Annotated in this window: 13 protein-coding genes and 2 pseudogenes; 9 read left to right on the top strand and 6 right to left on the bottom strand. The window is 70.3% G+C overall.

Annotated elements, in window-relative coordinates:
• Positions 1-556: pseudogene (locus H5J30_RS07495) on the bottom strand (chromosomal replication initiator protein DnaA); the annotation flags it as partial.
• Between the two features lie 371 nt (positions 557-927).
• On the opposite strand from H5J30_RS07495, the gene rpmH reads away from it, so the two are divergent.
• The 9 genes from rpmH (at position 928) to H5J30_RS07450 (ending at position 7,539) form a co-directional block, all read left to right on the top strand.
• Positions 928-1,065: a 50S ribosomal protein L34 gene (rpmH, locus tag H5J30_RS07490; protein WP_027773413.1), complete on the top strand. Its 138-nt coding sequence runs from the start codon at positions 928-930 to the stop codon at positions 1,063-1,065.
• Positions 1,066-1,080: 15 nt separating this feature from the next.
• Positions 1,081-1,449, top strand: a complete 369-nt coding sequence (rnpA, locus tag H5J30_RS07485; protein WP_181786369.1) for a ribonuclease P protein component — start codon at positions 1,081-1,083, stop codon at positions 1,447-1,449.
• Positions 1,446-1,730, top strand: coding sequence for a membrane protein insertion efficiency factor YidD (gene yidD / locus H5J30_RS07480; protein WP_018838819.1), 285 nt, complete (start codon positions 1,446-1,448; stop codon positions 1,728-1,730). Before rnpA ends, yidD begins: the two co-directional genes overlap by 4 nt.
• A gap of 3 nt (positions 1,731-1,733) precedes the next feature.
• Positions 1,734-3,005: a membrane protein insertase YidC gene (gene yidC, locus H5J30_RS07475; RefSeq protein WP_181786368.1), complete on the top strand. Its 1,272-nt coding sequence runs from the start codon at positions 1,734-1,736 to the stop codon at positions 3,003-3,005.
• A 56-nt stretch (positions 3,006-3,061) separates the two neighbouring features.
• The gene (locus H5J30_RS07470) at positions 3,062-3,577 is read left to right on the top strand and encodes a Jag family protein (protein WP_181786371.1); all 516 of its coding nucleotides are present in this window, start codon (positions 3,062-3,064) and stop codon (positions 3,575-3,577) included.
• 108 nt (positions 3,578-3,685) lie between these two features.
• A complete protein-coding gene (rsmG, locus tag H5J30_RS07465) occupies positions 3,686-4,414 on the top strand; it encodes a 16S rRNA (guanine(527)-N(7))-methyltransferase RsmG (protein ID WP_181786367.1) in 729 nt (242 codons plus the stop codon).
• Between the two features lie 238 nt (positions 4,415-4,652).
• Positions 4,653-5,696 (top strand): ParA family protein, encoded by a 1,044-nt coding sequence (locus tag H5J30_RS07460; protein ID WP_258563168.1) that lies wholly within the window; start codon positions 4,653-4,655, stop codon positions 5,694-5,696.
• Positions 5,693-6,793, top strand: coding sequence for a ParB/RepB/Spo0J family partition protein (locus H5J30_RS07455; RefSeq protein WP_181786366.1), 1,101 nt, complete (start codon positions 5,693-5,695; stop codon positions 6,791-6,793). Before H5J30_RS07460 ends, H5J30_RS07455 begins: the two co-directional genes overlap by 4 nt.
• 128 nt (positions 6,794-6,921) lie before the next feature.
• Positions 6,922-7,539, top strand: coding sequence for a GNAT family N-acetyltransferase (locus H5J30_RS07450; protein ID WP_181786365.1), 618 nt, complete (start codon positions 6,922-6,924; stop codon positions 7,537-7,539).
• A gap of 112 nt (positions 7,540-7,651) precedes the next feature.
• Here H5J30_RS07450 and trxA read toward each other — a convergent pair whose 3' ends face one another.
• The 5 genes and pseudogenes from trxA to H5J30_RS07425 all read right to left on the bottom strand — a co-directional run.
• The gene (gene trxA / locus H5J30_RS07445) at positions 7,652-8,011 is read right to left on the bottom strand and encodes a thioredoxin (protein WP_374100953.1); all 360 of its coding nucleotides are present in this window, start codon (positions 8,009-8,011) and stop codon (positions 7,652-7,654) included.
• Positions 8,012-8,023: 12 nt separating this feature from the next.
• Positions 8,024-9,001: a thioredoxin-disulfide reductase gene (gene trxB, locus H5J30_RS07440; RefSeq protein ID WP_181786363.1), complete on the bottom strand. Its 978-nt coding sequence runs from the start codon at positions 8,999-9,001 to the stop codon at positions 8,024-8,026.
• A gap of 120 nt (positions 9,002-9,121) precedes the next feature.
• A complete protein-coding gene (locus H5J30_RS07435; RefSeq protein WP_181786362.1) occupies positions 9,122-10,090 on the bottom strand; it encodes an RsmA family anti-sigma factor in 969 nt (322 codons plus the stop codon).
• Positions 10,087-10,773: an RNA polymerase sigma factor SigM gene (sigM, locus tag H5J30_RS07430; RefSeq protein WP_181786361.1), complete on the bottom strand. Its 687-nt coding sequence runs from the start codon at positions 10,771-10,773 to the stop codon at positions 10,087-10,089. Before sigM ends, H5J30_RS07435 begins: the two co-directional genes overlap by 4 nt.
• A gap of 34 nt (positions 10,774-10,807) precedes the next feature.
• Positions 10,808-11,415 (bottom strand): annotated as a pseudogene (locus H5J30_RS07425) (serine/threonine protein kinase); the annotation flags it as partial.

Genomic DNA, 11,415 nt, shown 5'->3' with positions numbered 1-11,415 from the left:
ACGCGTCGTACGGCGGCTCGGGCAGCGCGCCGCCGTGGGGCTGGTGCGGCGGCTGGTGGTTCGGATGGCCCTGGTGGCTCTGGTGCGTGGGCTGCGCGGCGGTGTGGGGCAGCGGGAGGTGGGGGGCACCGGGGTGCGGGGCCTGCTCGTGCGGCGGCGGCTGGTGACCCTGGGGGGTGTGCGGGGTGTGCGGACCCTGCGGGCTGTGGGGGGCGTGCGGACCGTGCCCGCCCTGCTCCGGGACCGGCTGCGGGGGCGGCGCCTGCTGCGGCTGCTTCGACTCCGGCTCGCCGGGGCTGACCGTGACGGCCAGGCCGATGGGCTGGCGGCAGGCGTGGCTCAGCGCATCCGTGATCTTCGAGGCGAGACGGCCCTCGAAGACGCCCTTCGCGTACTCGTTGGGCACCGCCAGCACGGCGGTCCCGGCGACGAGGACGAGCGGCTGGCAGTCGCGCAGCCACCGGTGGTCCTTGGCCTCGATGCCCTGGTCGTCCGCGAGCAGCCGCTCAAGCACGCGTGGCCAGACTGCAGCGAGATCGGCAGGCAGGTCGGCCACGGGTCACGCTCTTTCAGGGTCACGGCAGTCACGAAGGTGTGATCTCGGGACGGGTGGGATGGATCCGCGCAAGGGTCGGAAGTCCAGCCACGGTAGTCACGCCGAGCTGCACCATTCAAGTCGCTGTCCACAGGCTGTGCACAGTGTCCTGTGGCGTGTCGGCCGCGCAGGGCGGGTTTGACCGGAAGGTGGCCGCCCGCGTACCGTGTCGAGGTCGAGATGTCGACGGCTGCTGCCGCCTGCCTCCGATCAGTCTCAGGCCGCGACAGTGATCATGTCACGTGTCGGGGGATGACGAGCCGGCTCGCGGGCGCACGGTGGCAGCCGTTCGGCGCCTACCTACCCGTGACAACTTCTCCTGGAGCCCCCGAGTGAGCAAGCGCACTTTCCAGCCGAACAACCGCAAGCGTGCCAAGACGCACGGCTTCCGGCTGCGTATGCGTACCCGCGCCGGCCGTGCGATCATCACGGCCCGTCGCACCAAGGGCCGCGCACGCCTGTCCGCCTGACCCGGTGGTGTGCTCGTGCTGCCCGCTGAGCACCGGCTGCGGCGGCGCGAGGACTTCGCCCGAGCGGTACGCCGCGGACGACGGGCCGGCCGCCCCCTGCTCGTCGTCCATCTGAACGGTGGCGGTGACCCGCATGCCGCCGGGGAGGACACCTCCCCGCCGCGTGCGGGTTTCGTCGTCAGCAGGGCCGTCGGACCGGCGGTCGCGCGCAACCTCGTCAAGCGTCGTCTGCGTCATCTCCTACGGGATCGGTTGGATCAGCTGCCCACAGGTAGCCTGGTGGTCGTACGGGCGCTGCCTGGCGCCGCGGAGGCCGGCTTCGACCGGCTGCGCGATGACCTGGACGCAGCGCTGGGGCGGTTGCTGGGAAGGGCGCCGCGATGAAGTATCCGCTGCTTTGGTTGATCAAGCTGTACCAGTGGACCATCAGCCCGCTGCTGGGGCCGGTCTGCAAGTACTACCCGTCGTGCTCGCACTACGGCTATGAGGCGATCCGGCTGCACGGCGCGGTCAAAGGCACGGGCCTGACCGCCTGGCGCATCCTGCGCTGCAATCCGTGGTCGCTCGGCGGGGTCGATCACGTTCCGCCCCGCAAGCATCCGGTCTGGCACCAGCGGCTGCGCAGCCGGCTGGGCAAGACGCAGCCCAAGGCCCAAGGAGCCTGATTCGTGGACACGGTCCTCAAACCTCTCTATATCGCCGTTTCCTGGATCATCGTCCAGTTCCACTCGCTGTTCAGCCTGGTATTCGACGAGGCCAGCGGCTGGGCGTGGGGGCTGTCCATCGTGGCGCTGGTGGTCGTGATCCGGATCGCGCTGATCCCGCTCTTCGTGAAGCAGATCAAGGCGACGCGGAACATGCAGGTGCTCCAGCCGAAGATGAAGGCGATCCAGGAGCGCTACAAGAACGACAAGCAGCGCCAGTCCGAGGAAATGATGAAGCTGTACCGGGAGACCGGTACCAACCCGCTCTCCAGCTGTCTTCCGATCCTCGCCCAGTCGCCCTTCTTCCTGGCGCTCTTCCAGGTGCTGAACAAGATCGCCGGTAACAACGAGGTCGGCGTCCTCAACGCCACGCAGGTCGAGCAGGCCCGTGAGGCCCACGTCTTCGGTGCCCCGATCGCGGCGAAGTTCATGGACAGCGCGGGCAAGGTGGAGAGCCTCGGCGCCACGCTCGCCGACGTGCGGGTCGTCACCGTCATCATGATCGTGCTGATGTCGGGGTCGCAGTTCTACACGCAGCGCCAGCTGATGACGAAGAACGTCGACCTGACGGTCAAGACGCCCTTCATGCAGCAGCAGAAGATGCTGATGTACATCTTCCCGATCATGTTCGCCGTCTTCGGCATCAACTTCCCGGTCGGCGTCCTGATCTACTGGCTGACGACCAACGTGTGGTCCATGGGCCAGCAGATGTACGTGATCAAGCGGAACCCCACCCCGGGCAGCAAGTCCTACGCGCACCTGCTGGAGCGCATGCAGAAGCACGTCATCGACCGCGGCGGCGTGCGCGGCCGCCGCGACCGCTACGTCGTCAAGCAGATGGTCGCCAAGGGCAAGGACCGCAACGAGGACGAGCGGAAGTTCGTCTCCGCGCTGGCCAAGCACGACCTCCTGCCCCAGGCGGACGGCACCGTGATCAAGAGCGAGACGCCGCTGGCGGACGCCAAGCCCGGCGGCGGCGACCCCGGCCGGCGGCAGCAGCCGAAGCGGCAGTCGAAGTCCCAGCGCCGCAGCCACGCCCAGTCCGGCGGCTCCGGCCAGCGGCAGGACGGCGAGGACGACGCGGCGGAGTCCGAGGACAAGAAGCCCGCGTCGAACGCCTCGAAGAAGAAGGCGGGCGGCTCATCCGGCGGCGGCGGTGCGGGCGGGAACGCCCGTAACGCGAAGTCCGGTCAGCGCAAGGGGCCCCAGCGGCCCAAGCACCCGTCGAAGAAGTAAGAAGGAGTCCCCACGTGACGGACACCGCGTCCGCGACCGGCGAAGCCGGTGCGGAGATCGAGTCCCAGCCCGAGCAGCCCGAGGCCACCGCCGAGGACGTCCTGACGCGCCTGGAGCAGGAAGGCGAGATCGCCGCCGACTATCTGGAGGAACTGCTCGACATCGCGGACCTCGACGGCGATATCGACATGGACGTCGAGGGCGGCCGGGCCTCGGTGTCGATCATCAGCGAAGGGGCGTCGGACCGCCAGCTGCAGAAGCTGGTGGGGCGCGAGGGCGAGGTGCTGGAGGCGCTGCAGGAGCTGACGCGGCTGGCCGTGCACCGGGAGACGGGTGACCGCAGCCGGCTGATGCTGGACATCGCGGGGTTCCGGGCCCGCAAGCGGGCGGAGCTGACCGAGCTGGGCACCGAGGCCGTCGAGCGGGTCAAGGAGAGCGGCGAGCCGGAGAAGCTGCGCCCGATGTCCCCGTTCGAGCGCAAGGTGGTGCACGACGCGGTGAAGGCCGCGGGGCTGCGCAGCGAGTCGGAGGGCGAAGAGCCCGAGCGTCGCGTGGTCGTGCTCCCTGCCTGACCGGAACGCAACTGCTGTACCCCTGGGCCGGTTGACCCGACCGGCCCAGACTGCTCCCCTGTCACCTGCCTCGCCCGTCCGCCCCAGCTGAAGCGAGAGGACGTACCCGTGTCCGAAGTTGCGGATCTTCCGCCGGTGCCGGAAGCCGCCGGCAAGGTCTTCGGCGGTGCCCTTCCGGACGCGGTGCGCTACGCCGAGCTGCTGGCGGACACGGCGGTGACGCGCGGCCTGATCGGCCCGCGGGAGGTCCCCCGGCTGTGGGAGCGGCATCTGCTGAACTGCGCGGTGCTCGCCGAGGTGGTGCCCGAGAGCGTCGCCGTCTGCGATGTCGGCTCGGGCGCCGGGCTGCCGGGCATCCCGCTGGCGCTCGTCCGTCCCGATCTGCGGATCACGCTGCTGGAGCCGCTGCTGCGGCGCACCCGGTTTCTGCAGGAAGTCACCGAGCTGCTGGGACTGGAGCAGCAGGTGACCGTCGTCCGCGGCCGGGCCGAGGAGGTCCTCGGCACGCTGGAGCCCGTCCAGGTCGTCACCGCGCGGGCGGTCGCCCCGCTGGACCGGCTGGCCGGCTGGGGCGTCCCGCTGCTGCGCCCGTACGGCGAGATGCTGGCGCTCAAGGGCGAGAGCGCCGAGGAGGAACTGCGCGCCTCGAAGGCCGCGTTGCACAAGCTCGGTGTCACGGAGACCGAGATCGTGCAGGTCGGAGCCGAGGTGGTGGACCCGCCGGCGACCGTGGTACGGGCCGTGGTGGGCGAGAGCCCGGGGGGCGTACGCTTCGCCGCCAAGCGGGCCAGGGCCGCTCGGAAGGGCGGTCGCGGCGGGCACGGCCGACGCCGTTAGTCTGCTCGTATCCGAAAGAGGGCCGATCGGTCCATTAAAGCCGCCTACCGTACATACACCGGAGTGTCGCTGCGGTGGTGCCCCCGCGGGGCTGTGCATCGTGTTTCACGTGAAACATCGTTCGTTGCTCCCCGGGATCCTCAGCCGAGGACGCGGTGCCGCAGAGGCCCGCGAGTCGGCTGTGGATAAGGAATCATCCACAGGAGAACGGGCCTCGCTGGTTCGCGACCCCGAAAGCATGGCAGGCTCTGTGCAGTGCGAGTCTGAAGTCGAGGAGAGTGAATCCTTGCGGTCCGACGCCAATGTCGCGGGGCCGATGGCCGATCCGGTCCCCGGTCCCCGCTCCGAATCGGCGGATGTTTCACGTGAAACACCGCCTCCGATGGACGACACTCCGATCGGCCGTGCCGCTCAACTCGCCGTAGAGGCGCTCGGGCGGGCCGGTCAGGGTCTGCCGCGCCCCGAGCAGACCCGCGTGATGGTCGTCGCCAACCAGAAGGGTGGGGTCGGCAAGACCACCACCACGGTCAACCTGGCGGCATCGCTGGCCCTGCACGGGGCCCGGGTGCTCGTCGTCGACCTCGATCCGCAGGGCAATGCCTCGACCGCGCTGGGCGTCGACCACCACGCCGAAGTCCCGTCGGTCTACGACGTACTGGTGGAAGCCAGGCCGCTGGCCGAGGTGGTGCAGCCGGTCCCCGATGTCGAGGGGCTGTTCTGCGCGCCGGCGACCATCGATCTCGCGGGCGCGGAGATCGAGTTGGTCTCGCTGGTGGCCCGGGAGAGCCGGCTGAAGCGGGCGATCGACGCCTACGAGCAGCCGTTGGACTACATCTTCATCGACTGCCCGCCCTCACTCGGCCTGCTGACGGTCAACGCCATGGTGGCGGGCAACGAGGTGCTCATCCCCATCCAGTGCGAGTACTACGCGCTGGAAGGGTTGGGCCAACTCCTGCACAACGTCGACCTGGTGCGCGGGCACCTCAACCCCCGGCTCCATGTGTCGACGATCCTCCTCACGATGTACGACGGGAGGACGCGCCTGGCCTCCCAGGTGGCGGACGAAGTCCGCGGCCACTTCGGCGCCGAGGTGCTGAGGACCAGCATCCCGCGCTCGGTGCGTATCTCCGAGGCACCGAGCTACGGACAGACGGTCCTCACCTACGACCCGGGGTCGAGCGGCTCGCTCTCCTATCTGGAGGCGGCCCGCGAGATGGCCCTGCGCGGTATGCCCAGGCAGGCTGAAGCTCATCACGAGCGGCACGACGGAGGGGCTCAGTGACGGAACGACGCAGAGGACTGGGCCGCGGGTTGGGGGCGCTGATCCCCGCCGCACCCACTCCCGCCGATGACTCGGGACCGCTGGTCGGCGGCGCCACCATGTCGCCGGGCGCGGTGCCGGTCATAGTGTCGGAGCGGGCGCCGCAGCCCGAGACACAGGGGTACGAGGAGCAGGTTCCGCCGGAGCACGCCTACGAGGCGCCGCCGGTCGTCGAGGCTGCCGCGGACGGCGGCGAAGTGGCCGGTGCGCACTTCGCCGAGGTTCCGCTGGACGCCATCACGCCGAACCCGCGGCAGCCGCGCGAGGTGTTCGACGAGGACTCCCTCGCCGAACTGGTCACCTCCATCCAGGAGGTCGGGCTCCTCCAGCCGGTCGTCGTCCGCCGACTGGGCTCGGACCGCTATGAGCTGGTCATGGGTGAGCGCCGCTGGCGTGCCTGCCGCGAGGCCGGCATGGAGCGGATTCCCGCGATCGTCCGCGACACGGACGACGAGAAGCTCCTCCTGGACGCGCTGCTGGAGAACCTGCATCGGGCGCAGCTCAACCCGCTGGAAGAGGCCGCCGCCTACGATCAGTTGCTGCGGGACTTCGAGTGCACGCACGACCAGCTCGCCGACCGGATCGGCCGCTCCCGCCCCCAGGTCTCCAACACGCTGCGGCTGCTGCGGCTCTCGCCGCCCGTGCAGCGGCGCGTTGCGGCCGGGGTGATCTCCGCGGGCCATGCCCGGGCGCTGCTGTCCGTGGAGGACGCGGGCGAGCAGGACCGGCTGGCACACCGCATCGTGGCCGAGGGGCTGTCGGTGCGGGCCGTCGAGGAGGTCGTGACGCTCATGGCGTCGGAGCCCAAGAGCGGGCGCCGGCCGAAGGCGCCGCGGGCGGGCAACCGGATGTCTCCGGCGCTGACCGATCTGGCGTCGCGGCTCTCCGACCGCTTCGAGACCCGGGTGAAGGTCGACCTCGGTCAGAAGAAGGGGAAGATCGTCGTCGAGTTCGCCTCGATAGAGGATCTGGAGCGCATCCTCGGCTCGATGGCACCCGGTGAGGGCAGGGTGCTGGAGAAGAAGCTGAGCGGCGAGGACGCCGAGGAGGACGAGTAGACCACTCCCCCTCTCGCACTCCCTGACGAGACAGGCCGCGGAGGCAATCCGCGGCCTGTTTTGTCGTCTCCGGATACGATGCATACGGGTATCGAGGGGGATGCCGGTGAAGGAGAGGATCGGGCTCCATGGGGCGAAGGCTCGTACCGATCACCCTGGACAATCTCCCGGACGTCCCCCGGCGGTGCCGCTCGTGCGTCTTCTGGGAGCTGGACCCCGTCAGCGGTGAAGCCGCCGCCAAGTCCGGGCACCCGGAGCGGGAGAAGGAGGCATGGATCTCCTCCGTCCTGCTGGAGTGGGGATCTTGCGGCCGCGTCGTCTACGTCGACGATGTGCCGGCCGGCTTCGTGATGTACGCCCCGCCCGCCTACGTGCCCCGCTCCCTCGCCTTCCCGACGAGCCCGGTGTCGGCGGACGCCGTGCAGCTGATGACCGCCTGGCTCAACCCGGGGTATCAGGGGCAGGGGCTCGGCCGGACCATCGTCCAGACCGTCGCGAAGGATCTCCTGCGCCGCGGCGTCAAAGCCGTCGAGGCGTTCGGAGACGCGGCCTGGAAGGAGCCGGCGTGCATGCTGCCGGCCGACCATCTGGTGGCGGTCGGCTTCAAGACCGTACGGCCCCACCACCGCTATCCCCGGATGCGGCTGGAGCTGCGCTCCGCGATCTCCTGGAAGGAGGACGTGGAGCTGGCGCTCGACAAGCTGCTCGGCGGGGCGCGGAAGGACCCGGTGCTGCGACCGCTCTGACAGCCGCCCGGCACGACGAAGGGCCCGTCCTCGCGGGGACGGGCCCTTCGTCTGTCGGCTTCTGCGTTTCACGCGCCACGATGACGTTTCACGTGAAACGAGAACCGCTGGGTCAGCCGATGAACTCGGTGAGGTCGCGCTCCAGGGCCGCCTTCGGCTTGGCGCCGACGATGGTCTTCACGATCTCGCCGCCCTGGTAGACGTTCATCGTCGGAATCGACATGATGCCGTACTTCGCGGCCGTCGCCGGGTTCTCGTCGATGTTGAGCTTGACGATGGTGATCTTCTCCGGGTTCTCCGCGGCGATGGCCTCCAGCGACGGAGCAATCTGGCGGCACGGGCCGCACCAGGCAGCCCAGAAGTCGACCAGTACGGGCTTGTCGCTCTTGAGGACCTTCTCCTCGAAGTCCGCGTCGGTTGCGGTCACCGTGGCACCGGCCATGGCGTACTCCTTACGTCGTTGTGCGTTGATGGCTGCTCGGTCTCAGACGGCGTCTGCGACCTTCTCCGGCTCCGCCGACTTCTCCTGGTCGGCGATCGCGGCGAGGTAGCGCTCGGCGTCCAGCGCCGAAGAGCAACCCGTCCCGGCGGCGGTGATCGCCTGGCGGTAGGTGTGGTCGACAACGTCGCCCGACGCGAAGACCCCGGGGAGGTTGGTGCGCGTGGAGGGGGCGTCGACCGTGAGGTAGCCCTCCCCGTCCAGCTCCAGCTGTCCCTTGAACAGCTCCGTGCGCGGGTCGTGTCCGATGGCGATGAACAGACCCGTGACCGCGATCTCGGACTCCGCGCCCGTCTTGGTGTTCCGCAGGGTCAGGCCGGAGACCTTGTCGCCCCCGTGGATGGCGGCGACCTCGCTGTCCCAGACAAACGAGATCTTGGGGTCCGCGAAGGCCCGCTCCTGCATCGCCTTGCTGGCACGCAGGCTGTCCCGGCGGTGGATCACCGTGACGCTGCTGGCAAAGCGGGAGAGGAACGTGGCCTCCTCCATCGCCGTGTCGCCACCGCCGACGACCACGATGTCCTGCTCGCGGAAGAAGAAGCCGTCACAGGTGGCACACCACGAGATACCCCGGCCGGACAGCTCGTCCTCCCGCGGCAGCCCCAGCTTGCGGTGCTGCGACCCGGTGGAGACGATCACGGTCCGCGCGCGGTGTACGGTGCCCGCGGTGTCGGTGACGGTCTTGATGTCGCCGGTGAGGTCGACGGCCACCACATCGTCGGGGACCAGCTCGGCGCCGAAGCGCTCCGCCTGTGCCCGCATGTTGTCCATCAGATCCGGGCCCATGATTCCGTCGCGGAAACCCGGGAAGTTCTCCACGTCGGTGGTGTTCATGAGCGCGCCGCCGGCGGTGACGGCGCCTTCGAAGACCAGCGGCTGCAGCGCGGCGCGGGCGGTGTACAGCGCGGCGGTATACCCCGCCGGCCCCGAGCCGATGATGATCACGTTGCGAACGTCGCTCACGGACTCTTCCTTGTCTACGACCGGCTGCCTGAAGGGGTGGGGACCGCTAGCGTCCTGTCCCTCTCACCCCACCCAACGGATCCTACGGGCCGGACATTCCCGTGGGCGGTTGGGCGCGGCTCAGCGTCGCTGGAAGGTGTCGCGGTGCAGGATCTCGCCCGGCTGATCCGGGGAGTCCGTGCAGGAAGAATCCACCACGTAGGCGTCCACTCGCTGTGGGTCGCCGGTGTGCGGCAGCACGACGACGTAGACGGGGGTTTGCTCGTACGTGTCCTTCTCGGCCGCGAGGGGCGCGTCGGAGCGGTTGACGGCGGCGCGTACGCACGTGGGCACCTGGGGGGCGTCTCCCTCGGCGACGAACGGATCGTCGCCCTCGTCGGCCGTGCCTTCGCCGGCGTCACCGGCTTCCCGCCGCTCCGGCTGCTGGAGCATGCCGACTACCCGGGACTCCAGCGTGCCCGGGCTCAGCGGTCCCTGGGCGGCGTCGCTCGGGACTGCCTTCGGGGCGTTCTTCTGGGCGTCCCCCTGTGCGTTCTCCTGGGCGGCGGACGTCTCCGAGGTTCCGCTGTCGTCTCCGTCGCCCGTCGGGAGCTGGACGAGCACGATGCTCAGCGCGACGATCGCGACCGCCCCGGCGGCGCCGAGGAGCACGCGCGGCCAGCGCCGGGCGCGTCGGCCGGGGCCGGTGGCCTCCGGGCGATGACCGGCGGGCCGGCGGTGCGCGCGGGCGGTCCGTGTTTCACGTGAAACGGCCTCGCGGGGCGCGGGCACCTGGGGCGCGGGCGGCGCGGTTTCACGTGAAACATCGACGGCCGACACATCCGCGTCGTAGCGCGCCTCGGCCGCCAGCGCGGCGTCGATGCGCCCCGCGATCTCGGCGGGCATCGGTCCCGGATCCGGGAGGGTGCCGAGGAGCCCGCGTACGCCGTCGAGGGCCTCCTGAATCTCGCGGCAGGTGGCGCACTCGTCGAGATGGCGGTGGAGCTGCTGGCTGCGGGTGGGGGACGTGAGGCCCTCGGAGAGGTCGGCCAGTTCCTCGACCTCCGGGTGCCCGTCGTCGGAGCCGGCGGGCTGCGGGATCTGCGTCACGACTTCTCACCTCCGCCCTTCGCCGCGCGTACGTCGCTCTGCTCTGCCGTCGGTGGGACGGATGTCCCCTGCGTCGGGTTCCGTCCCCCCGCTCCGGAGCCGGCCGCGGACAGCCGCAGATGACGTACGAGAGGAAGGAGGCGGGCGCGACCGCGGGCGCAGCGGCTCTTCACGGTACCCGCGGGAACGCCGAGGATGTCGGCCGCCTCCGCGACGGGGTACCCCGCCATGTCCACGAGCACCAGGGCGGCGCGCTGCTCCACGGGCAGGGTCGCCAGCGCTCCACGTAGCTCACGGCCGGTGTCCTCCCGCTCCGCGGGCGCCTCAGCGGACTCCTCCGGCTCCAGCAGCTGCTCGAAGTGCTCGGTGTCCGCGACCGGTGCCGCGCGGCGGCTGGCGGCCTTGCGAGCCCGGTCCAGGCAGGCGTTCACGGTGATGCGGTGCAGCCAGGTGGTGACGGCGGACTGGCCGCGGAAGGTGTGCGCCGCGCGGAAGGCCGACAGCAGCGCGTCCTGCACCGCGTCCGCCGCCTCCTCGCGGTCGCCGAGGGTGCGGAGGGCCACGGCCCACAGCCGGTCCCGGTGGCGTCTGACGATCTCGGCGAAGGCGTACGGGTCCTCGCCGGAGACATGGCGGGCGAGGAGCGTGCGGTCGTCCACGTCGTCGCCGCTGGCGTTCTCCAACGCCGACCCCTCCCCCCGGTCGAATGCCGTCCGCTCAGCTCCGAATCTGGATGTCGGAGATCTTGCCACGGAAGTTGCCCTCGTTCGACGGCGGAATCTCCGTGAGCCACAGCAGAACGTACTGGGTGACGACCGGCTTGGTGGGCTTGAGCGTCAGATTGGTGCCGTCCGCCGCGTCGAACTCCTCGAAGCCGGACAGGTCCGTCGGCATCGACGCCGTGTCCTGCGGGGTGGCCATGGCGGTCAGCTTGCTGTCGCCGATGAGGGACACCTTGACGCTGCCGACGCGCTTCGGCTCACCGAGGTCCAGGACCAGCCCGACGCCGTCCTTGAGGTTCCCGAAGACCTCGCTCGTGTACCACTTGGTCTCCCAGTAGCTCGACGGGTCGGCGTCGTACGCGGCGGAGACGCTGCTCGGGGACTCGCTGCCGGTGCCGTACGGGTCGAAGTCCCGGGCGCTCTCGATCTCCACCGGCCTGCCGCCCTCGCGGCCGCCACCGGAGCCCCCGGCCCCGCCGGGCTGGGCGGCGGAGTTGCCGGTATCGCCGCCCCGGCCGTCGTGGTTGATGAGGGCGTCGGCGAGCTGCCAGCTGCCCAGGGCGAGCGCGACGATCAGCAGCACCGACACGCACCACTTCACGG

It is taken from the genome of Streptomyces phytophilus (assembly GCF_013870535.1).
Taxonomy (GTDB): Bacteria; Actinomycetota; Actinomycetes; order Streptomycetales; family Streptomycetaceae; genus Streptomyces; species Streptomyces phytophilus.
Note: the sequence above shows the minus strand (reverse complement) of the source record. Positions and strands in the feature narration are given on the sequence as shown.